This is a genomic window from Chloroflexus islandicus (genome assembly GCF_001650695.1).
In the GTDB taxonomy this organism is placed as follows: domain Bacteria; phylum Chloroflexota; class Chloroflexia; order Chloroflexales; family Chloroflexaceae; genus Chloroflexus; species Chloroflexus islandicus.
This window is the reverse complement of record NZ_LWQS01000060.1, coordinates 138,028-162,478: the sequence shown is the minus strand read 5'-3', so window position 1 is coordinate 162,478 and position 24,451 is coordinate 138,028. Positions and strand designations below refer to the sequence as shown.

The 24,451-nt window shown below is 60.5% G+C and carries 9 protein-coding genes; 8 read left to right on the top strand and 1 reads right to left on the bottom strand.

Features of this window, described 5'->3' with window-relative positions; all coding sequences use genetic code 11:
* Window positions 1–941: 941 nt before the first annotated feature.
* The 8 genes from A6A03_RS12115 to A6A03_RS12080 all read left to right on the top strand — a co-directional run bounded on the left by A6A03_RS12115 (window position 942) and on the right by A6A03_RS12080 (window position 23,372).
* Complete coding sequence (locus A6A03_RS12115) at window positions 942–17,666, top strand: SdrD B-like domain-containing protein (RefSeq protein WP_066788537.1); 16,725 nt, start codon at window positions 942–944, stop codon at window positions 17,664–17,666.
* Between the two features lie 395 nt (window positions 17,667–18,061).
* Entirely contained in the window at window positions 18,062–18,487 is a 426-nt protein-coding gene (locus A6A03_RS12110; protein ID WP_066788534.1) for a hypothetical protein, read from the top strand.
* A gap of 69 nt (window positions 18,488–18,556) precedes the next feature.
* A complete protein-coding gene (locus A6A03_RS12105; RefSeq protein ID WP_066788531.1) occupies window positions 18,557–20,053 on the top strand; it encodes a hybrid sensor histidine kinase/response regulator in 1,497 nt (498 codons plus the stop codon).
* 65 nt (window positions 20,054–20,118) lie between these two features.
* A complete protein-coding gene (rfbD, locus tag A6A03_RS12100) occupies window positions 20,119–20,973 on the top strand; it encodes a dTDP-4-dehydrorhamnose reductase (protein WP_066788523.1) in 855 nt (284 codons plus the stop codon).
* Window positions 20,970–21,932, top strand: a complete 963-nt coding sequence (locus A6A03_RS12095) for a glycosyltransferase family 2 protein (RefSeq protein WP_066788520.1) — start codon at window positions 20,970–20,972, stop codon at window positions 21,930–21,932. The genes rfbD and A6A03_RS12095 overlap by 4 nt, the downstream gene beginning before the upstream one ends.
* The gene (locus tag A6A03_RS12090) at window positions 21,929–22,711 is read left to right on the top strand and encodes a dolichyl-phosphate beta-glucosyltransferase (RefSeq protein ID WP_066788518.1); all 783 of its coding nucleotides are present in this window, start codon (window positions 21,929–21,931) and stop codon (window positions 22,709–22,711) included. The genes A6A03_RS12095 and A6A03_RS12090 overlap by 4 nt, the downstream gene beginning before the upstream one ends.
* Complete coding sequence (locus A6A03_RS12085) at window positions 22,708–22,995, top strand: YhbY family RNA-binding protein (RefSeq protein WP_066788517.1); 288 nt, start codon at window positions 22,708–22,710, stop codon at window positions 22,993–22,995. Before A6A03_RS12090 ends, A6A03_RS12085 begins: the two co-directional genes overlap by 4 nt.
* Window positions 22,992–23,372: a hypothetical protein gene (locus A6A03_RS12080; RefSeq protein ID WP_066788516.1), complete on the top strand. Its 381-nt coding sequence runs from the start codon at window positions 22,992–22,994 to the stop codon at window positions 23,370–23,372. The genes A6A03_RS12085 and A6A03_RS12080 overlap by 4 nt, the downstream gene beginning before the upstream one ends.
* Here A6A03_RS12080 and A6A03_RS12075 read toward each other — a convergent pair.
* A complete protein-coding gene (locus tag A6A03_RS12075; RefSeq protein ID WP_066788513.1) occupies window positions 23,335–23,790 on the bottom strand; it encodes a hypothetical protein in 456 nt (151 codons plus the stop codon). The two genes, A6A03_RS12080 and A6A03_RS12075, sit on opposite strands and share 38 nt — an antisense overlap.
* Between the last annotated feature and the right edge of the window lie 661 nt (window positions 23,791–24,451).

Genomic DNA, 24,451 nt, shown 5'->3' with positions numbered 1-24,451 from the left:
GTACAACGACTAACTCGCTGTTGGCAGACGCGGCAAGCGATCACTGTAGATAATGGAGGCATTCGGAATGTTCTTTTCGCAGCGAGTATAGCATATATTACAGGCATGTGCAATATTTGTAAAAATTGTGCAATCGCTTGTCAACCTCAAAATTTTGCATATATGTACCTTATTTGGGGCGTTTGGCGAGGGTAACTCTATTAGATGTCTCTGAAATGCCTAGGAATATCGTCGAGTTTGGATTGAATGAGTATTACTATCAATTGCATGGCAGTTGATACTATTTGTGTTGCTGATGGTGTGATTGCTGGTTGTGGACTCTCTACACAGAGATAAAATAGTTGCGCCAATCGATCTAGCATCTACTGGGCAAACTGCATCTAAGCCTTCGACGCTATCTGGTCCCGTTCAAGAAGGCATGAGAACCCGCGGCGGCGGCTGAAGCATCACGGTATGGGGATGTTTCAGAGTTTCATCTCAACATGGGCATACGCAACCAGTCCGTATGCTGCGGCGCAGGTCTTAGCGGTTTAAGAGATAATCCGCGACTGCTGCTAAAGCATCTCGTGCTGTAGATGCTGCGGTGCGTCCTCTCAAGTATGGATTCCGTTCACACATCGCTAGTGATTCGGTAGCAGAGTTGATTGTGTCGTGCTGGACAACGTATGTCGATATGCCTTTGCCGATCGCGCCGGTATTCGCGCTAGTAGTCGGATCAAAATGCAGCGCTTGTGCACCTTATTTACCGCTGCTATTTCGCAACAATTAGGTGTTGCCAGAAGACGGGGTTTTAATAGTTACCATCGCGATGTCCTTCTGGTAATACACCTGTTCGTCGTAGGTTGTATACTATCGCAAGACCTTTCGGTCGGCTTTCGGCTACTGCCGAAGGGTATCGCCGTTATCGTCATAGCACCAGTTGTCTATAAGAGGCTACGCTCATGGCACATCAATTTGCTACCGTTCGCCGTTCCATCCTCAGTTTGTTGTTGATCATGGCTGTAGCCTTTGTCAGCTTGCGGCCTGATGTTGCCTTCGCTAACGCGACCGTCAACGTCGTGCTCAGCACCAATTTCCCGGTGGTGAATAGCGGCGATTGGTCGGTGATTAATGTTGACTATAGCTGTTCGAGCGTGCTCAATACGCCGTGCGAAAATGCCACCGTCACGGTCGTGATCCCGCCCGAATTGGCCGGCGGCGCTGGTGATGTCCAAGCCCTTGGCGCTGGAACGTCACCCTCGTACAATCCGGCAACGCGCACCGTGACGTGGGCATTTAATGCGCCGCTGGCCGCTGGTGATTCCGGCCGGCTCGAACTGCGGGTGCGCTTCCCCGCCGGTACCACCCCCGATGGCACGACGGCGACCCTCCGCGCCGAGATGCGCGCGACTACCGCGCCGCCGCGCCTCTCGAACTCATTGACGATTACGGCCCGCGCCGAACCGCGCGCAGTCGCGACCAAGACCTTCGTTTCCGGCGGCGCGCCTGATGTGCCGACGACCTACCAGTTGCAGGTTTGTATTCCGAATAATGGCTCTGGTTCGCTCAATCTGACCAATGTCCAAATAGTTGATACCCTGCCTGCTGGCGTGACCTTTGAGAGCGCCTCCAATGGCGGTACCTATAATAATGTGACGAATACCGTGACGTGGCCGGTGACCAACCTGACCGTACCGGGTAGTCTCTGCGCCACCCGGACTGTGACGGTGATCTTCCCTTCGGCCTCGTTTCCGGTTGGCACGCAGGTGCGGAATGTGATGGATGTCACGGCGCAGGCTGGTTCGGTGACGTTGACCTTGACCGACGACGATGTGCGTCGCATCCAGCCGCCTACCCCCGGGTTGGGTGCGAGCAAGAGCGGCCCAGATTCGGCATTGATTGGCGATACCGTGACCTATACCCTCAGCGCGGTGAATACCGGCACCACGGCGCTGAACGATGTGGTGATTACCGATCCGGTGCCGCCGGAGTTGCAGGTGACGCGCATCACCGCCGGCGGCGGGAATGTCTCTGGTGTCCGGGTGGCGCTCGAATATACGACGAATCTCAACTCAACCTTTGCCGGCGTTCCCGGCAGCCCCTTTACCACTACGAGCTGCGTTAATATCGCGCCGACGACCGGCGGTGGTTGTGCGACGCTGACCTTAGCCCCCGGCGAGCAGATTACGGCTATTCGCTGGCGCTATCTCGATCCGTTGCCGTTCGGCTTCAGCGCTACCGGCCACAATTTCAGCGCTATTGTCACCGCTAACCCGGTCAATGCGGTGATCGTCAATCAGGCAACCAGCGCCTATACCTTCAATGGTTTTACCTCTACGCGGGTGAGCGAAGCGCGCACTCGCATTATCGAACCCGGTGCGCGCGCGATTGTCACCAAGTCGGTTAATCCCGCGATCGCCTATTCGGGTGATACGGTAGAGTATACGATTACATTGCAGAATGAGCAGGTTGGGACGCCGGCGGCGGCGCTGGTGAATCCGGTGTTGGCCGATTTGCTGGTGACGAGCCTGAGTTATGTGCCCGGCAGTTGGTCGGTCGTGTCGCGCCCGTCCGGCGCGCCTGATCCGGTCTTCGAGACCATCCCGAATTACAACGGCACTGGTCGCACGCTGCTGCGCTGGCGTTGGGATAGCTATAGCTTGCCGCCGAATGCCGCGTTTACCCTGCGCTTCCGCGCCCGGATTGATCCGCGCACCTTGACCGGCACGGTCAACAATACCGCTTCGCTGGCGAGCTTTGCCAACCCGCCCGGCGAGATCTTTATCGATCGCTGTAGCCAGCAAAATCCTGATACGTTTGATGTTGACGGTGACGGCAATATCACCGAATTGCTCTGCTCGTCGTCGATTGCTAGTCTGAGTCTGGCCGCAGCGGCGAATGCCAGCTCGCTCAAGCTAGTGATGGGCCAGCTCGATACGGCATGGTCGTATGATCCTGACATTGGCCAAACTACTCCCGGCGGCATGGCCGATTACCAGTTGATTATTACTAATACCAATTCGGTCGCGCTGACCAATCTGGTGCTGATCGATATTTTGCCGTGGGTTGGCGATGTTGGCGTGGTGCGTTTCAACGATCCACGCGAAAGCGAGTGGCAGCCGTATTTGGCCGGCCCGATTAGCGTGCCCGACGGCGCGACGGTCTATTACAGCACGACTAATAATCCATGCCGGAATCCTGATCTCGGTCTAGCTGATGTAGACGGTAATCCCATCGACTCACCCGGCTGCGTCGATCCGCAATGGTCAACCTCGTTGCCGGCTGATATTACCACTGTGCGCTCGATCCGGATCAATTTCGGCAGCCGGATTCTCTATCCGCAAGACTCAGTGGTGATTACGTGGCCGATGCGTGCGCCGGTTGGCGGCACTCCCGGCGAGGTGGCTTGGAATACCTTTGGCTATCGCGCCACCGATATCAATGGCAACCCGTTGCTGGCCGCCGAGCCGCCGCGCGTCGGCATCCGGCGAGGAGCGGTGTTGCCGCCCTCTTACGGCAACTATGTCTGGCTCGACGCGAATCTCAACGGGATCCAAGACCTCGGTGAGGTGGGTGTCAATGGCGCCCGGATCGATTTCTATCAGGATAATGACGGCATCACCGGCCCCAGCGCTGGCGATCGCTGGGTTGGCTTTACCATCTCTGGCCCGGATAATGACGGCAATCCCGGGTTCTATCTCTTCTCTGATCCGGCTGATATTCCGCCCGGCAATTACTATATCCGCGTGACGCCGCCGGCCGGCTATGGCTTTACCACCCCTAATGTGGGAGCGAATGACGCTATCGATTCGGATATTGATCCGGTGAGCCGCTATAGCGCTGTGACCGAGTTGGTCGCAGGCGAGAACGATAATACGTGGGACGTCGGTTTGGTGACGGTGACCGCGGTTGGCAATTATGTCTGGATCGACCGCAATGGCAACGGGATTCAAGATGAACCTCCCGGCGATGGCGTGAATGGCGTGACCGTGCGCCTCTATCGCTCGGATAATTCGCTGGTGGCGACGACCGTTACCGCCGACGATTTCCTTGGCAATCCCGGTTACTACATTTTCAGTAACCTCAATCCCGGCAATTACTACATCGAATTTGTCTTGCCCGCCGGCTTTACCTTCACCACGGCTGATGCCGGCAGCAACGACGAGGCCGACTCAGACGCTAACCCGGCAACCGGTCGCACAGGGGTCTTTTCTCTCGCGGCGAATCAGCTTGACCGCAGCCGCGACGCCGGTCTGATCGCGCCGTCCGGCACACTCCGGCTAGGCAATCGAGTCTGGTACGACCGCGATAACGATGGCCGCTACGAGCCGGCCAATGGCGAGACCGGCATTAATGGCGTGTCGTTGAGCCTGTTCCGCGATTTCAACAACAATGGCCAGCCTGATCCCGGCGAGCATGTCGGCAGCTCGGTGACGATGACGGTCGGCGGTGAAGCCGGCTATTACCAGTTCACCAATTTGGCCGCCGGCAACTACATTGTGGTGGTTGATGACAGCAACTTCGCCCCCGGCGGTGCGCTGTTCGGCATGCGCACCAGCAGCGGCAATGATCCGGCGCCTGATCCCGATAACGATGTTGACCACGACGACAACGGTGATCTGATCGGCGGCGTTGTGCGCTCGTTGCCGATTACGCTCTCGGCGGGCGGCGAGCCGGTGAACGACGGTGATGATGCTAACGGCAACCAGACCCTCGATTTCGGCTTTATCCGTGGCGCGGCGCTGGGCGATCGGGTGTGGTTCGATACCAACAATAACGGCATCCAAGATGCCGGTGAACCCGGCGTGGCCGGCGTGACGGTTGAGCTGCTCGATGGCAGCGGCAATCCGATTGATAGCGATCCGGCGACTCCCGGCGTGCAACCGACCACCACCGTCACCGATGGCGCTGGCCGTTATGGCTTCACCGGGCTGAACGCCGGTACCTACCGGGTGCGCTTTAGCGGATTGCCTGCCGGCTATAGCTTCACCACGCCCGATCAGGGGGCGAACGATGCCCTCGATAGCGATGCTGACGCGACCGGTCTCACGACGGTGATTACGCTGGCTGCCAATCAGACCGACCTGCGCTGGGATGCCGGTTTGGTGGCGACGCCGGCCAGCCTTGGCGATCGGGTCTGGAATGATCTCAATTACAACGGCATCCAAGATGCTGGCGAGCCGGGAGTGAGCGGGGTAGAGGTGAGCCTCTACCGGCCCGGCTACGATGGCGTTGCCGGCACTGCCGATGATGAGTTGGTGGCGACGACCACGACCGATAGCAACGGCAACTACAGCTTCACCAACCTGCCCCCCGGCCGCTACTTCGTCCAGTTTGGCCCGCCGCCGGCTGGGTATGCAGTGACAGCAACTGATCAAGGTGCGGATGATGCCGCCGATAGCGATGCTGATCGCACCACCCGCCGCACCGCGCTGATCAATCTCGCGCCCGGCCAGAACGATCCCAATTGGGATATGGGGGTATTCGTCTTCGCCACCATCGGCGACCGGGTATGGAGCGATACCAACAATAACGGCATCCAAGATGCCGGCGAACCGGGAGTGAGCGGGGTGACGGTGCGCCTCTACCGGCCCGGCAGCAGCGTGCCGGTGGCGACCACCACCACCAATAGCAGCGGCCTCTACACCTTTACCAATCTCATTCCTGCCGATTACTACGTTGAGTTTAGCCTGCCGAGCGGCTACCGCGCGAGCCCGCAAAATCAGGGGACGGATGATACGCTCGACAGCGACGCCGATCCGGTCACGCGCCAGACGGCTGCGACCACGCTCGATCCGGGTGAGAATGATCCAACGTGGGACTTCGGCATCGTGCCGACCGCCAGCATCGGCGATCGGGTTTGGCTCGATCTCAACGCCAACGGCATTCAGGATGCCAACGAGACGGCCGGCGTGCCCGGCGTGCAAGTCGTGCTCTACGACGGCGCAGGTAATGTACTCAATACCACCGTCACTGATGTTGATGGCCTCTACCGCTTTGACAATCTGTTGGCCGGCGATTACTATCTGCGCTTCGTTGTGCCCGCTAGCTTTATCGTTAGCCCGCAGGATCAGGGTGGAAACGATAATGCGGACTCGGATGTTGATCCAAATACCTTCTTGACGGTGCAGACCACCCTGAGCGCCGGCGAGAACGATCTGCGCTGGGATCTTGGCCTCTACCAGTTGGCCAGCATTGGCGATCGGGTGTGGCACGATATCAATGGCAATGGTCGCCAAGACGGCGGCGAACCCGGCGTGTCCGGCGTGCCGGTGTCGCTCTACCAACCCGGCCCCGACGGGTTGGCCGGCACTGGCGATGATGTGCTGGTTGCTAGTACGGCCACCGATAGCAATGGTTTCTACCGCTTTGATAACTTGATGCCCGGCCGCTACTTCGTCCAGTTCGGCGTGGCTCCCGGCTACAGCTTGCTGAGCCCGCGCGACGCGGCTGCGGCGACCGACGAGACCAACAGCGACGTTGATAACAACCGGCGCACGCCGATTGTTGAGTTGGCGTCGAGCGCGGTTAATCTCACCCTCGATATGGGTGTGCTCAACCCGGCCAGCCTCGGCAACTACGTCTGGTTCGACGCCAATGTGAACGGGATTCAGGATAGTGGCGAAACCGGAGTGGCGGGTGTGACGGTCAGCTTGTACACCCTCAACGGCACGCTGGTAGCGACACAGAATACCGATAGCAACGGCCTCTACCTGTTCACGAACCTGCTGCCGGGTGAATACTACGTTGTCTTTAGCAATCTGCCCGCCGATCGTTCGTTCACCCGCGCTGATCAGGGCAGCGACGATGCGCTCGATAGCGATGCCAACCCACTCGACGGGCGCACCGGCATTATCCGGCTTGCTTCCAATGAGACCAACCTGACCGTTGACGCCGGTATCTTCGAGACGATCACGGTCGGCGATCGGGTCTGGATCGACCGCAACGCGAATGGTATTCAAGACGCTGGCGAGACTGATGGCGTGCCCGGCGTGCGGGTCGAGTTGCTGCGCGACAGCGACGGCACGGTGCTCGATGTGACTTATACCGATCTGAACGGTCTCTACCAGTTCACGCACCTCTTCCCCGGCACGTATCGCATCCGCTTCAGCGAGATTCCAACCGGCTACTTCCGTAGTCCGCAGGATCGCGGTACGGACGATCAGCTCGACAGCGACGCCAACAGCAGCTTTGAGACCGCGCCGTTTACACCGGTGTCGGGCAATAACCCGCAGTACGACCTTGGTCTCTACCAGTTGGCGCGCATCGGCAACTTCGTTTGGGAAGACCGCAACGGCAATGGCCGCCAAGATGCCGGCGAGCCGGCGATGTCCAATGTGACGGTGACGCTAAACGGCACCACTGGCGACGGCAATCTGGTTTCGTTGTCGCAGCAAACCGATGCGAACGGCTTCTATCTCTTCGCGAACCTCGTGCCGGGTACGTACACCGTCAGCGTCACGGCGCCATCTGGCTATGTCTTCACCGCCGCCAATCAGGGTGATGATCTGGGTGACTCTGACGCCGATGCCAGCGGCGTGATGGCAGCCACCACGCTCGAATCGGGTGAAGAAGACCTGACGTGGGACGCCGGTCTCTACCGGCCAGCCAGCATCGGCAACTACGTCTGGCGCGATACCAACGGCAATGGTCTGCAAGACGCCGGTGAAACCGGGATTAATGGTGTTACGGTGACACTAACCGGAACGACCGGCGCAGGTGTGGCGGTTAGCCAGACCACTACCACTGCTGGCGGCGGCCTCTACAGCTTCACCGATCTTGCGCCGGGTACGTACCAGATCACCGTTACCGCGCCGAGCGGCGAGCGGTTTACCTACCGCGACATTACTGCCGCCGAAGTGGCCGGCGCGACCGATGCCAATGATAGCGATGCTGACGCCAGCGGCGTGATGATCGCCACTACGCTTGAGTCGGGTGAGAATGATCTGACATGGGATGCCGGTCTGGTCATTCCGGCCAGCTTGGGTGATTTGGTCTGGGAAGACCTCAATGGCAACGGTGTGCAAGAGGCAGGCGAACCCGGCTTCAATAATGTAACCGTTGCACTCATTGGGGCTGGCCGCGACCGCACCTTTGGCACCGCCGACGATACGCTGGCGACGACCACCACTAATGGTAGCGGCAGCTACGGCTTTGCCGATCTGCAACCCGGCCTCTACCGCGTCCGCTTTACTCGCCCGGCTGGCTACGCCTTTACGGTGGGTGATGCGGCGGCAGCGACCGACGCGACCGACTCGGACGTGCCTACCGGCGTGGCAGCAACCGCGACGACGATCACGATCGATCTGGAGTCGGGCGAGAACGATCTGGCATGGGACGCCGGTCTCTACCAGCTCCTCTCGCTGGGCAACCGGGTGTGGAACGATGTGAATAACAACGGCCTCCTCGATACCGGCGAGAGCGGGCTCGATAACGTGCAAGTCCGCCTCTACCGTGACCTTAACGGTGACGGCGATGTCAACGACTCCGGCGAGACCACGCCGGTGGCGACCACGACGACCAGCAACGGCGGCTACTACCTGTTCAGCGGCTTAGAGCAAGGCGACTATCTGGTTGAGGTAGTCTTGCCGAGCGGCTATGTTTCGAGCACTGGTACTAACGGCAGCGCCAGCGGCCCCTTCGAGCCGGCGCCCGATGCCGATACCGACAGTACCGATAGTGACGATAACGGTACCCAGAGCGGCAGCGTTGTCCGCAGCTCGATCGTGCGCTTGCGGCCCAGCACCGAACCAACCGGTGAGACCAATCCGCTGCCCCCTGCGATCAGTGACCCGGCCCGCAACGAGAACAGTAACCTAACGGTTGACTTCGGCCTTTTCCGCCCGGCCAGCCTCGGCAATCTGGTCTGGTTCGACCGCGACGCCAACGGCGTGCAGAACGGCGGTGACGAGACGGGGATTAGCGGGGTGACGGTGCGGCTCTACCGTGATAGCGATGGTGATGGTCTGCCAAGCGCCGGCGATAGCCTCATCGCCACTACCACGACCAATACTTCTGGGATCTATGGCTTTAACTACCTGATCCCGGCAAATAACTACTATCTGGTCTTCGACCTGCCAACTGGGTATGTGCGCAGTCCGCGCGATCAGGGTGGCAACGACGCAACCGATAGCGATCCCGACCGGACGAGTGGCGCAACTGCGTTGATCACGCTGGTTGCCGGCCAGAGTGACCAGAGGTGGGACGCCGGTCTCTACCAATTGGTCAACCTCGGCAACCGGGTCTGGAACGATGTGAATAACAACGGCCTGCTCGATGGCGGCGAAAGCGGCATTGACGGCGTGACCGTCAATCTGTACTACGACGCTAATCGCAACGGCGCGATCGATCCCGCTGAGAATACGCCGGTGGCGACAACCACTACCAGCGGCGGCGGGTTCTATGCCTTTGCCGACCTTGATCCGGGTAACTATCTGGTCGAGATCCCGGCCAGTAACTTCGCTGCCGGCGGGGTGCTGGGGCCGAGCGGTACTATGCCGGCCTTCCGTTCCAGCACCGGCACCAATGGCAGCGCCACTGGCCCTTACGAGGGTGCGGCGACACCCGATCCCGATAATAACGTCGATAACGACGACAACGGCACCACCGACGGCAGTGGCAATGTGCGCGCGGCCCTGATTACCCTGCGCTCGCAAGATGAGCCAACCAACGACGGCGACGGCAATAACGGCAACCTGACGGTTGACTTCGGCTTCTTCCGCCCGCTGGCGTTGGGCAACTTCGTCTGGCACGACTACAACAACAACCGCACGGTTGATACTGGCGAACCCGGCATCGATGGCGTGACGGTGCAGCTCTATCGCGATACCAACGGCAACGGAGCCTACGATGCCGGCACTGATACGCTGGTGACTGCGATGAACACTACCGGCGGCGGTCTCTATCGCTTCGACAACCTTGCCCCCGGCGACTACCTCGTCGTCATTCCGGCGAGCAACTTTGGCGCCGGCAACGCGTTGCGCTTCTTCCGCAGCAGCGATGGCGGCAATGCCAACGACAGCGACGGCACGCCCGATCCTGATGATAATGTTGATAATGACGACAACGGTATCGGGCCGAATGTGGGAGTGATGACAAACAGTTCAGCGCCGGTTGTGAGCAGGGCTGTCACGCTGAGCGTTGACGGTGAACCGACCACTGAAGATGGCGACAGCAACACCAACTTGACGGTTGACTTCGGCTTTTATAGCTTGACTGTTGGTAACCGGGTGTGGATCGATGCCAACAACAATGGCATTGTGGATGCTGGCGAGGTTGGCGCTGATGGGATTGAGGTGCAGTTGCTCTACGATGCCGACGGCAATGGCGTGCTGGAGGGAGCCGAACTTACCACCGTTATTGCTTTCTTCAACACCAGCAATGGCGGCCGCTACTTCTTCGGCGGTTTGCGTGATGGCGGCACGTATGCCATTCAAGTGGTTTCGGACGGGACGCTGGTGTCGAGCACGGGCATCAATGGCATGGCGACCGGCCCCTACGAGCCGGGTCTCGATCCGGATACTGACGCCACTGATAACAACGACAACGGTACGGCGGTTGCCAGCAGCACCAATGAACGCAGTCCGGATTTCACGGTGCGGGTTGGTTCAATGCCGACTAGCGAGACCGATACCGCCTTGCCTACCGGCATTACAAACCCGGCGATCGACGTTAACAGTAACCTGACCATTGACTTCGGCCTGTTCGACGAAGCCCAAATCGGCGATCGGGTCTGGCTCGATGTGAACGGCAACGGGATTCAGGACGCCGGCGAAACCACCAACATCGCCGGGGTGACGATCACGATCTACGATGCCACGACCAACCAGCCGCTCGACGGCGATCCGGTGACGCCGGGCATCCAGCCGATTACGCGCACTTCGACGGCGGCGGTGACGAGCTATCTCTTCGACCGACTGATCGACGGTTCCTACTATCTAGTCTTTAGCAACATTCCGGCCCAGTACGCTATTAGCCCGCTTGATCAGGGAACGAATAATGCAGTCGACTCGGATGTCGATCCGGCGACCTTGCGCACTGCGACGATCACGCTCGGCGCAACCAATAACAACGACCTGACGTGGGATCTCGGTCTCTACCCGCGGCTCACGCTAGGCAATTTGGTCTGGTACGACAGCAACGACAACGGCGTGGTGGATAGCGGCGAGAATGGCATCCCCGGCGTGCGGGTCGAACTCTACCGCGATAGCAACGGCAATAGCCAGCCTGATACTGGCGAGTTCGTTACCTTCACGACCACTGATCCCAGCGGCAACTACCTCTTCACCGGCCTTGAGCAGGGTGACTACATCGTGGTCATCCCAGAGAGCAATTTCACGCTGGGCCAGCCGCTCTACCGCCACCGTTCGAGCACTGGCGCCAATGGCGCGGCAACTGGCCTCTATGAGCCGGCGCCCGATCCGGACAACAACCTTGATAACGACGACAACGGCACTGACGTGCCCGGCGGTGGTGTGGTCAGCCGGCCGATCACGCTCAACCCGTCGTTCGAGCCGACCAACGACGGCGATGACGCCAACGGCAACCTGACCCTCGACTTCGGCTTCTTCGAGCCGTTGACGCTCGGTAATCTGGTGTGGAACGACGTGAACAACAACGGTCTGTTCGAGACCGGTGAAACGGGCATCAACGGCGTGCGGGTCGAGTTGTACCTCGACAGCAATGGCAACGGTCAGGCCGAGGCGGGTGAGTTCGTCGCCTTCACCACCACGGCAGGCGGCGGTCTCTACACCTTCAGCGACCTGATCGAAGGTAACTACATTGTGCGCATTCCGGCCAGCCAGTTCGCGACGGGCCAACCGTTGGCCGGCTTTGTCTCGAGCACCGGCACAAACGGCAGCTCGACCGGCGCCTACGAGGGTGATTTAACGCCCGATCCCGACAATAACGTCGATAACGACGACAACGGCACGACCGGCGCCAGTGGCAACGTCGATAGCCTGCCGATCACGCTTACCCGCGGCAGCGAGCCGCCAATCGCAATCGACGGCGATGGCGACAACGGCAACCTGACGGTTGACTTCGGCTTCTTCCGCCATGCCCGTCTCGGCGACCGAGTCTGGCACGATGTGAACGCCAATGGCCTGCAAGAGAGCGGTGAACTCGGCATTAGCGGCGTGACCGTCGAGCTGTACAGCGCCGGCGCTGATGGTCAGATCGGCGGCGGTGATGATGCGCTCGTAGCGACCACGACTACCGATGCCAGCGGGATCTACGGCTTCAGCTACTTGATCCCCGGCAACTACTACGTCCGCTTTGCCCTGCCCACTGGCTACACCGATGTCAGCCCGCCAGATCAGGGCAGCGACAACACGATCGACAGCGACGCCGATCCGGTCACCCGCCAGACGGTGGTGATCGCGCTGGCTGCCGGCGATAACGACCCAACGTGGGATATGGGTGTCTTCAACCGGGCCAGCGTCGGCAACTTCGTCTGGGAAGATCGCAACGGCAACGGCCGGCAAGATACCGGCGAACCGGGAATCCCCGGCGTGACCGTGACCCTCTACCGCGCGAGCGATGACTCGGTGGCTGGGACGGCTACGACTGCGGCCGATGGCTCCTACAGCATCACCGGTCTCTTGCCCGGCGAGTACTATGTGGTCTTTAGCAACCTGCCCAGCGGCTACGTCTTCACCGCGGCGGATCAGGGCGATAACGCGCTCGACTCGGACGCCAACCCGACGACCGGACGCACCGCCAACTTCACGCTGGTCAGCGGCCAGACCGACCTGACGTGGGATGCGGGTGCATACCGGCCAGCCAGCATCGGCAACTACGTGTGGCTGGATGTGAATGGCGACGGCATCCAGAACGACGGCACGACCGGAATCACCGGCGTGACGGTGACGCTGAGCGGCACGACCGGCGCGGGGGTGACGGTCAATCTCAGCACAACCACGGATAGCAGTGGCTTCTACCTGTTCGATAACCTCGCGCCGGGCACGTACACGGTGACGGTGGCGCGGCCGAGCGGCTATGAATTCACCGCGGCGAATCAGGGTGCGGATGATGCGGTGGATTCGGATGCCGACCCAACCACCGGCGCGATGAGCGCGACCGTGTTGGAGTCGGGCGAGGAAGACCTGATGTGGGACGCGGGTCTCTACCAGCCGGCCAGTATCGGCAACTACGTCTGGGACGACACCAACGGCAACGGGGTGCAAGACACCGGCGAGCCGGGAGTGGCGAACGTGACAGTCACCCTGAGCGGCACGACCGGCGCAGGGGTGGCGGTCAATCGGAGCACGACTACGGACAGTAATGGCTTCTACCTGTTCGATAATCTCGCACCGGGCACGTACACGGTGACGGTGGTGCGTCCGAGCGGGTATGAATTCACCGCGGCCAATCAGGGTACGGATGATGCGGTGGACTCGGATGTGGTGAACCCCGCCACCGGCGCGATGAGCGCAACCGAGTTGGTGTCGGGCGAAGCTGACCTGACGTGGGACGCCGGTCTCTACCAGCCGGCCAGCATCGGTAACTACGTCTGGAACGACCTGAACGGCAACGGGGTGCAAGACACCGGCGAGCCGGGGGTAGCGAACGTGACGGTGACGCTGAACGGCACCACTGGCGCGGGGGTAACGGTCAACCGCACCACGACCACGAACGGTAGTGGCCTCTACCTGTTTGATGGTCTCGCGCCGGGCACGTACACGGTGACGGTGGTGCGCCCGAGCGGCTATGAATTCACCGCGGCCAATCAGGGTGCGGATGATGCGGTGGATTCGGATGCCGACCCAACCACCGGCGCGATGAGCGCGACCGGGTTGGTGTCGGGTGAAGCCGACCTGACGTGGGACGCCGGTCTCTACCAGCCGGCCAGCATCGGCGACCGGGTCTGGCGCGACTCTAACGGCAACGGCGTGCAAGACGCCGGCGAGCTCGGCGTGGCCAATGTGGAAGTGCGGCTGAGCGGGACAACTGGTGCAGGTGTCGCAGTTAATCGCACCACCTTCACCGATAGCGATGGCCGCTACCGGTTCGATGACCTTGCACCGGGTGAGTACGCCATCACTGTGATCGCGCCGCCGAATGACGCCTTCACCGTGCCTAATCAGGGTGGTGATGATGCGCTCGACTCAGACGCAGACGCCAGCGGGGCAATGCCGAGCACGACGCTCACGTCGGGCGAAGAAGACCTCACGTGGGACGCCGGTCTGTTCGGCGCGGCTAGCATCGGCAACTTGGTCTGGGACGACCTGAACGGCAACGGGGTGCAAGACGCTGGCGAGCCGGGAGTGGCGAACGTGACGGTGACGCTGAGCGGGACGACCGGCGCGGGGGTGGCGGTCAATCTCAGCACGACCACGGACAGTAATGGCTTCTACCTGTTCGACGGGCTCGCACCGGGTACCTACACGGTGACGGTGGCGCTGCCGAGCGGCTATGAATTCACCGCAGCCAATCAAGGTACGGATGATGCGGTGGATTCGGATGCTGACCCAACCACCGGCGCGATGAGCGCGACCGTGTTGGTGTCAGGCGAGGAAGACCTGACGTGGGATGCTGGTCTCTATCAGCCGGCCAGCATCGGCAACTACGTCTGGGAAGACCTGAACGGCAACGGGGTGCAAGACACCGGCGAGCCGGGAATTGGCGGCGTGACCGTGACCCTCTACCGCGCGAGCGACAACTCCGTGGCGGGGACGGCGACGACCGCGCCCGATGGCTCCTACAGCATCACCAACCTCGTGCCCGGCGAGTACTACATCGTCTTCAGCAACCTGCCCAGCGGCTATGTCTTCACGGCGGCTGATCAGGGCAGTAATAACGCGGTCGATTCGGACGCCAATCAAACCACTGGCCGCACGGCTACCTTCACGTTGGTCAGTGGTCAGAGCGACCTCACGTGGGACGCGGGTCTCTACCAGCCGGCCAGCGTTGGCAACTACGTCTGGCGCGATGTGAACGGCGATGGCGTGCAAGATGCCGGCGAACCCGGTATCAGTGGCGTGACCGTCACCCTGACCGGGGCCGGGCCGGATGGCGTGTTCGGCACAGCGGATGATGTCAGCCGCACGACGACCACCGATAGCAACGGTGAATACCTCTTTGATAACCTGCCGCCGGGCAGCTACCGGCTAACCTTTAGCGATATTCCGGCTGGATTAACCTTCAGTCCGGCCGATCAAGGCGGCGATGATACCGCTGATAGTGATGTCATCACCAGCGGCGGCGCCACCGATGTCTTTGCCCTCACCAGCGGCCAGAGCGATCTGTCGCGTGATGCCGGTCTCTATCCGTTGTTGAGCCTCGGCAATCTGGTCTGGGTCGATACTAACAACAACGGTGTGGTGGATAGCGGCGAGAGCGGCGCGGGCAGCGTGCAAGTCCGGCTCTACCGCGACAGCAACGGCAACGGAGCGTGGGATGCAGCCGATCAACTGGTTGCCACCATGTGGACGGATAGCAATGGCAATTACCGCTTCACCGGCTTGCCGCAAGGCAACTACTTCGTGGTCTTGCCGGGATGGCAATTCGGCATCGACGGGTTCTGGTACGGCTACCGCAGCAGCACCGGTGCGTTCTCGCTGACGGCTGGGCCATACGAGCCAGCGCCCGACGCCAATACCGATCTCGACAACGACGATAACGGCACGCGGCAGGCCGATGCCGGCTCGGACTTCAACATCGTCAGCGGCGTGATCGAGCTGCGGCCCAACAGCGAGCCGGATACAGCCGTTGATGGCGATGGGCGCGACAGCAACCTGACCATCGACTTCGGCATCTTCCGGCCGGCGGTGGTGGGTGATCTGGTCTGGAGCGATCGCGATGGCAATGGCGTCCAAGACACCGAAGAGCCGGGAGTGGCGAATGTGCGCGTCACCCTCTACTACGTTGGCGCTGACGGCATTGCCGGCACGGCTGACGATGTCGAGGTGGCGACGCAGCTCACCGATAGCAATGGCTTCTACGAGTTTACCGATCTGCTGCCGGGTGACTACTATCTGGTCTTCAGCGAATTGCCGGCGGGGGCGCGCTTCACCGCTGCCGATCAAGGCGCTGATGACACGCTCGACTCGGATGCCGATCCGGTCACCGGCGTGACCGCCGTCTTCTCGCTCGAGAGCGGCACGATCGCTTGGGATTGGGACGCCGGTCTGCTCTTGCCGGCCAGCGTGGGCAATCGCGTCTGGCTGGATGCCAACGGCAACGGCGTGCAAGACAGCGGTGAGCGCGGGATCGAAGGCGTGACCGTGCGCCTGACCGGTACCGACATTGACGGCAACCCGGTTGATCTGAGCACGACCACCGACAGCAACGGTGATTACCTCTTTGATAACTTGCCGCCGGGCAGCTACCGGCTGACCTTTAGCGGCATTCCGGCTGGATTAACCTTCAGTCCGGCCGATCAAGGCAGCGATGACACCGCTGATAGTGATGTCATCACGAGCGGCGGTGAAACGGCGGTCTTTGACCTCGTCAGAGGCCAGAACGATCTGTCGCGCGATGCCGGTCTGTATCCGTTGTTGAGCCTCGGCAATCTGGTCTGGGTCGATACCAACAACAACGGCGTGGTGGATAGCGGCGAGAGCGGCGCGAGCAGCGTGCAAGTCCGGCTCTACCGCGACAGCAACGGTAACGGAGTGTGGGATGCAGCCGATCAACTGGTTGCCACCACGTGGACGGATAGCAATGGCAATTACCGCTTTACCGGCTTGCCGCAAGGCAACTACTTCGTGGTCTTGCCGGGGTGGCAGTTCGGCATCGACGGCTTCTGGCCCGGCTACCGCAGCAGCACTGGCGACTTCTCGCTAACGGCTGGGCCGTATGAGCCGGCGCCTAACGCCAACAACGATCGCGACAACGACGATAACGGCACACGGCAGGCCGATGCCGGCTCGGACTTCAACATCGTCAGCGGCGTGATCGAGCTGCGGCCTGATAGCGAGCCGGATACAGCCGTTGATGGCGACGGGCGCGACAGCAACCTGACCATCGACTTCGGCATCTTCCAGCCGGCCAGCGTGGGCAACCGGGTCTGGAACGACCTCAACGCCAACGGCATTGCCGAGTCGGGTGAGGAGGGCGTTAGCGGGGTCACGGTCAGGCTGTACCGGTCTGACGGCACACTGGTTGGCACGGTTGTGACCGGCAGCGACGGCAGCTATCTGTTTACAGAACTGCCGCCGGGGAACTACTACATCGAGTTTGGTCTGCCAGAGGGATGGGTGTTTAGCCCGCAAGGTCAGGGCAGCGATAGCGGGAGCGACAGCGATGTTGACCCGAACACGCAACGCACGCAGGTCTTCATGCTCACCAGCGGCCAGAATGACCTCAGTTGGTGGGCAGGCATCCACCGCGCGCCGCCGACCGCGATCACGCTGCTCAGCTTCACCGCCGAGCGGCAGAGCAACGGCGTGCTACTGCGCTGGGTGACGGGCAGCGAACGGGATACGCTCGGCTTCGTGATCTTGCGCAGCGCGAGCGGCAACCGGGCGGATGCGGTGCCGATCGTGGCGACGCCGATCCCGGCGCAGGGCAGCGCCGGCGGCGGCGCGAGCTACCAGTGGCTCGATCGCACGGCCCAGCCGAACGTGAGCTATCACTACTGGCTGGTCGAGATTGAAACTGGCGGCAGTCGCAACGAGTTTGCCTTGCACAGTCCGGCGCTGCAATTCACCTATCGGGTGCTGGTGCCGATCATTCAGCGCTAGCAGGCGCTTCGCAGCGTTCTGACCCGGTTGCCGCTCCTGATCAGGGGCGGCAACCGGTTTTTGGCAGCACAAGGGGGCGTGTAGCTTGCCAAACCTCATTCCGCTCGTTGGGTGGCAAGAAGTGTTTTTCAGACAATTTTTTGACTTGTAAGCAAAAAAGACATGCTAAAATTAGTGTGTCATGATATAATAGGCAAACAAGATAAAAAAGTCTTATCTTGGCGTATCATCACTTACTACCGGAAGGCGCATTCACCTCGCGGCGGCAGCGGACGGCACGAGCGCCTGCTGGCTCATCGCAGGGCTAGAGCGCCATCGACCTATCCGTGCAGGCATGTCTCTTTCGGCATCGTCCAATCCTAAGCTTGACGAGTATTCGCACAGGAGCCGGCGCTATGTATATTCGCTGGGTTGTGCGGCGGCACAAAAACGCTGAAATTGCCAATACCAATTTCTACGACGCCTACCTTGTCGAGAGTTACCGTGACGAACGGGGGCAGCCGCGGCAACGCACGATTGCCTATCTCGGCAATATTCGCCAGATCGAAGGAGAGTTTCCGACGATTGAGCGCGAATTATTTTTATTACGCGCCGATCGTATTCTCGAGTCGTTGCCCGAATTGACCGAGACTGAACGGCAAGAGGTGCGCGATGCGTTACGGCGTAAAGTGCCGCCATTGAATCGTGATGAAGTCATTCGCGGGTTTACCGCCAATCTCAGTTGGTACCGGCAATGGTGGGAACAGCATGGCAACCCGCTCAGCGATGAGGAAGTGCTCAGTATTGTGCGCGCAACGCGGGGCAAGGTCGAGCCGATCTAAGCCATACCTTGACCGAAAATACACAATTTTGTCATGCCACTGGTAATAGCTCCGTGGTAGGATATAACCATGGAGCAAAATACTGTCTTAATCGTTGACGACGATGAGCAGATGCGCGCACTGCTCATCGAAACGATATCCCCCTTCAACCTCCGTCTGCTGACTGCGCAGCGCGGCGATCAGGCGTTAGCGTTGGCCAGAGAACATCACCCTGATCTGATCCTGCTTGATGTCATGATGCCGGATGTGGACGGGTTTGAGGTATGCCGATCATTGCGCGATGATCCGAAGTTGGCCCAGATTCCGATTGTTATGATCACCGCGTTGAATGATCGCGAAGCAAAAATACGCGGATTCGAGGCTGGCGCGGATGAGTTTATTACCAAACCGTTTGATCTTGGTGAATTGCAAGCGCGGATTAATACTTTATTGCGCTTGAACCGGTATCGCCGGCTCTTGCAAGAGCAAGCGCGCGTGAGCGCCGAACGAGCGCGGTTTGAGTGGGTGGTAGTGACATCGGATAACGCCTACCTCATTCTTGACCAGCAGGACCGGATTACTTACGCCAATCCCCGTGCCCGGGCATACCTTGGCTTGGCGGCTGACGAGCAGCCGAGCAGGCCCTTCCGTGAACTAGCTGCGCAGCGGTATCAGTTGGCGCCATCCGAGGCATGGGAACAGTGGCCGGAGCCGGTTGATCTCCAGCGCTTCTTAGTGCATCCTGAAACGCTGCACAGTTCTGAACAGTGGCTCAAAGTTGAGCCGGCAGTCGTCCATCCGGCGGATGACCAAATTGTCGTGACCATCCGTGATGTGACGCAACAAATCACTGCCCAACGTGATATGTGGACGTTTCATACCGCGATCTCGCATAAACTGCGTACACCGTTGGTCAGTATCATTGGCGGCTTGAATATCTTGCACGACAATATGGATCAGCTTGATCGCTCGATTGCGCGGAATATTGCGGCGATTGCCCTTAGCGGCGCGCACCGGCTGCAAAGCGAAATTGATGATATTTTGCAGTATGTGCGCAACCCCGGTGATGCGCACTACCTTGATACATGCACGGTGTTTGAACTGCCTGCTATGATCGCTGCGATCAGCCAAGAATTGGGGATGCAAACTGTCAGCCTCAACCTTGACCCCGCGCTCGATACGCGGCGGTTGCGGATTTCGCGGCGCAGCCTTGAAACCGTATTGCGGGAATTGTGCGAAAATGCGAAGAAGTTTCATCCGCAACGCAATCCGGCGGTGATGGTGCGCGTTGATGCCGATCTGGTTCGTGATCAGGTGCGGTTGTTGGTCTGCGATGACGGCATTCATCTGCCGCCCGAACAACTGCGCAAGATTTGGCAGCCGTACTATCAGGCCGAGCGCAGCTTTACCGGCCAAGTTGAAGGGATGGGTTTAGGGTTGGCGCAGGTGGCGCGGATCGTGTTGGCGGTTGGCGGCAGCTACCAGATTCATAATCGTTCTGATCGGCCCGGCATCTGTGTCGAAATCCGCATTCCCTTTGCGGAAGAACAGGCCCGTGGCGTCGTGATCGGTACGGGTGAACGTTGAGTTGACGCGTATCAGCTCTTCTGCTACTCTGTGAAGCCGGTTACGCGCAGAGAAGGAGCCAGAGCGTGCGGATTGCAATCACCGGAGCGCAGGGGCAATTAGGGCAGGCGGTGATAGCCGCGCTCGCCGATCAACATGATCTGGCGCCGTTGGGGCATGGCCAGCTTGAGCTGGCTGATCCGGCCACTGCCGATCAGATTGCGGCCACCGGTGCGGATGTGGTGATCCATGCGGCAGCCTATACCAACGTTGATGGGTGCGCGCGTGATCCATTGCTGGCCTATCGGGTCAATGGCTTGGGCACGCGCTATGTGGCCCTTGGCTGTCGCCGGATCAATGCGGCGCTGGTCTATATCAGCACCAATGAGGTGTTTGCCGGCGATGGCCGGCGGCCATATTTTGAGGATGATCCTACCGGCCCGATCAATCCGTATGGCCAGAGCAAGCTGGCTGGTGAGCAAGCCGTGCGCGCGTTGTGGCCGCGCCATTTTATCGTGCGGGTGGCGTGGTTGTTTGGCGGCGAACGCAATTTTGTCCGCACGGTGTTGCGGTTAGCGACCAACCCGCCGGCTGGCGGCTTGCGGATGGTGGCCGACGAGATCGGCAGCCCGACGTACGCGCCTGATGTGGCGGCGGGGTTGGCGCGGTTGATTACCACCGATTACTACGGCACCTATCACTTTGTCAATGATGGCATCTGCTCGCGCTACGAGTTTGCCGCCGAAATTCTGCGCCGTGCTGGTATTGATACCTCGCTGCACCCCATCCGCTTGCGCGATTTTCAGCGCGATAGCACGCCACCGCCCTATACGCCGCTGGCCAATGTGGCCGGTGCGGCGTTGGGCATTACGTTCCGCCCGTGGCAAGAGGCGCTCGACGCCTATCTTGACCGTCTGCGCCGCCAAGCGTTATTGCCATGATCGATGTGATTGTGCCCAATTACAATGGCAGCGCATTGCTGCCGGTGTGTCTTGACTCGTTGCGCGCGCAGACCCGGCGTGATTTTGTGGTGACAGTGGTTGATGACGCCAGTACCGACGACTCGGTGGCGTTGGTGCGGGCGCGTTACCCGGAAGTGCGGGTGTTGGCGTTGGCGCAGAATCGTGGGTTTGCGGCGGCAGTGAATGCAGCGATCGCGGCGACCAATCACCCCTTTGTGGTTTTGCTCAACAATGATACCGAAGCTGACCCAAACTGGTTAGCGGCGCTGATCGGCGCGCTCGAACGCTGGCCGCAGTTTGCTTTTGCCGCCGCGAAGCTGCGCCTGTTCGACCGGCGCGAGGTGTTGCATTCGGCAGGCGATTTCTATCGTGTGAATGGCGAGCCGGGCAACCGCGGGGTGTGGGAAGTCGATCGCGGCCAATACGATGCGTACGCCGAGGTGTTTGGGCCATGCGCCGGCGCAGCCGCCTACCGGCGCAGCGCGCTCGAACTGCTAGCCGAAGACGGTAACGTCTTTGACGAAGAGTTGGTCATGTACTGCGAGGATGTCGATCTCAACCTGCGTGCGCGGCGTAAAGGGCTGCGTACCATCTTTGTCCCGACCGCAGTCGTCTACCACCGGCTGAGCGCCAGCGGCGGCGGCGCTTTGGCGAGTTATTATTGCGGGCGCAATTTTCCGCTCGTATGGGTAAAAAATATGCCCCCGCCGCTGGCGCGCCGCTATTGGCCGGCGTTAGTGATCTCGCAGGTGCGTTTTGCCCTGCACAGCTTGTTGCACGTTCGCGAACCAGCCGCGCGGGCGCGGTTGCGGGGCCAATTGGCTGGTTTGCGCGCGTTGCCGCGCTTTCTATCGCGCCGTTCCGCATCACCCGAAGAAACTGCGCCGGTCGTTGCTGCACTGGCGCTCGGCCAGCCACCTACGCAGAGCACATCATGACCAACGAACCATTCCTGTCCATTGTGATCCCGGCGTACAACGAAGAGCGGCGCCTGCCGGCGACCCTCACCGCGATTATGACCTTTCTCGCCGCCGAACCATACGCCAGCGAAGTGATCGTCGTCGATGATGGCAGCGACGATCGTACCGCCGAAATTGCCACTGCCTTCCCCGGTGTCACTGTGTTGCGCTGTGATCATCGCGGCAAAGGCTTTGCGGTGCGCGCGGGGGCGCTCGCAGCGCGTGGATCGATCATCTTGCTGTGTGATGCTGATTTAGCGGTGCCGATTGAGGAATGGCCACGATTGCGCGCCGCGATTGAGGCTGGCTATCCGATCGCGATCGGTTCCCGTGAGGGGGTCGGTGCAACCCGCGAGGGCGAACCATGGTACCGGCATGTGATGGGCCGGGTCTTCAATGGGATCATTCGTCTCGTGGCCCTGCGGGGGATCAACGATACCCAGTGCGGTTTCAAGGCGTTGCGCCGTGAGGTGGCTCGCGATCTCTTCCGCCGGGTGCGGATTTACGGCGATGATGCGCCGGTCGTGCGCGGCGCCGCTGTGACGGCGTACGATGTCGAATTGCTCTTCCTTGCCCAACGCCGTGGCTACCCGATCGCCGAAATTCCGGTGACGTGGCGCTACGGCGCGGAAACCAAAGTCAATCCGCTGCGCGACTCGTGGCGCAATCTCCGTGATGTGCTACGGGTGCGCTGGAATGATCTCCGTGGCCGGTATGATGTTACATCCGTCCCCGTAGAGGAGGTTGCTCCCCGATGACACCTAGCCAACGCGCGCATCTGCGCCGCCTCGCCCATGCCTTGCCGGTTACGGTGATGATTGGCAAGCATGGCCTGACTGAAAACATTCTGTCGAAGGTCGAACAAGAACTCGATGCCCACGAGTTGATCAAACTGCGGTTTCTTGACTACAAAGACATGAAAGATGAGTTGGTCGAGACAATAGTAGCGACGACCGGGGCGATGTTGGTGGCGATTATCGGCCACACGGCGATCCTTTACCGCCAGCACCGCGATCCGGCGCAGAGGAAGATCCACGTATGAACACGAAAGCCTTGCAACGCGGGTTCTGGCTCTCGTTTTGGTCGGTGGTGACCATTATGACGGTGCGCGGCGCGATCATTCCGGCGCGGCTGCGCAATCTGCGGATTACCAGCCTCAGCGGGATCGGGCCAGTGTATGCGACCGTGAGTTGGGGCTATAGCGCCGGCAGCCGGCCGGTCAATGTGATCTTTGATCTCCAATGCGCCGGCGGCGCGACGGGGAGTGTCACCGTTGATGGCGAGGCGCTCGAGGCTGAGGTGCCGTTGATTGGAACGGCGCGCGCCGGTGAGGCGTATACCATCACGGCGACGTTGGTCTACCGCCGGTTGGGTTGGACGTTTACCCGCCAGATGCAGGCGTCGGGTCAGATTGGGTAGCTTGCGCCTCGAGTTCAGCGATGCGAGCTCGCACTTCGGCAGCGAGCCGCTGCAATTCGCGGTTGACGACGTACTGCCATTCGGCGGCTTCGTGGTCTTCGAGCGCGCCGCCACCGTACTTCAATTCCATCGCTAAATGCCAACCTTTGCGTTCGGCAAACTTCTCTAATTCGGCGCACCGGCTCGGCGGCCAACGCCGGCGGATAAATTGACGAAACGCGCGTTCCATCCGCCCTGATCCATCGGGATTTAACGATGGCAAGGGGAAGAACGGCTCTTTATCGCGCGGATCGGGGGCGGCCGCTTTGCTGAAATAGAGGGTGCGCTGGGTAATCGAGTAGCGCCACTCGCCATCGCCATGGTAATTGCCGGGATTGTTGGCAATAGCGCCGGTCAGCATGCGATCGGTGATGGTCATCGTTGCACCTATTCAATACAAACCGATCTTACGACAATAATTTGTTCTATACAGCATAGCACAGAGCAGGCGAAGAAACAACTAGGTGGGGAATAGGGAGGGGGGCCGGGGGTGAGGGATCATGACCAAGGCGCCAAGCGAGCAAAGCCGCAGCGATGGTAAACGCCAAGGCGCTGAGGAACGCGAAGGACGCAAAGGTTTTTGGGGGAGCACCACCGCCCTGATTGTCATTGCGAGCCGAGCTGTGATGTTGCCCCCACCCTCGGCCCCTCAACCCCAACGGGGGAGGGGTGTTTTTTTACCGCAGGGGGTGCAGAGGGCGCGGGGGAGGGCGGGGATACGAGCGCGCTCGTATCCCTCGCCAAACCCGTTGTGTGCTGCACGGTTTGCACATAGCCCTCATCTCCCGGCCTCCTCGCCCGCTTTCCGGCTGTCATTGCGAGGGAGGGGCGGCTCGCAGCGCGGCGGGGAGCCGCCCGACCGACGCAATCTCCCGCTCTAGTGGTACGAGCCAGCTTTGGGATGGCAGGAGCCCGGCCCTGAAGGACCGGGCTAGGCTGACGAAGCCCGCTGCGCGGGCTGCTGGCCCGCCCCTCCCCCAGCGGGGGAGGGGTTGGGGGTGGGGGCAACTCGACCGTGCGCATGCGGAATGCTGCGCTTC

Excerpts from the sequence above, each read along its gene's own strand:
- A6A03_RS12115 (WP_066788537.1), top strand. The coding sequence starts at position 942 with ATGGCACATCAATTTGCTACCGTTCGCCGTTCCATCCTCAGTTTGTTG.
- A6A03_RS12110 (WP_066788534.1), top strand. The coding sequence starts at position 18,062 with ATGTATATTCGCTGGGTTGTGCGGCGGCACAAAAACGCTGAAATTGCC.
- A6A03_RS12105 (WP_066788531.1), top strand. The coding sequence starts at position 18,557 with ATGGAGCAAAATACTGTCTTAATCGTTGACGACGATGAGCAGATGCGC.
- A6A03_RS12095 (WP_066788520.1), top strand. The coding sequence starts at position 20,970 with ATGATCGATGTGATTGTGCCCAATTACAATGGCAGCGCATTGCTGCCG.
- A6A03_RS12090 (WP_066788518.1), top strand. The coding sequence starts at position 21,929 with ATGACCAACGAACCATTCCTGTCCATTGTGATCCCGGCGTACAACGAA.
- A6A03_RS12085 (WP_066788517.1), top strand. The coding sequence starts at position 22,708 with ATGACACCTAGCCAACGCGCGCATCTGCGCCGCCTCGCCCATGCCTTG.
- A6A03_RS12080 (WP_066788516.1), top strand. The coding sequence starts at position 22,992 with ATGAACACGAAAGCCTTGCAACGCGGGTTCTGGCTCTCGTTTTGGTCG.
- A6A03_RS12075 (WP_066788513.1), bottom strand. The coding sequence starts at position 23,790 with ATGACCATCACCGATCGCATGCTGACCGGCGCTATTGCCAACAATCCC.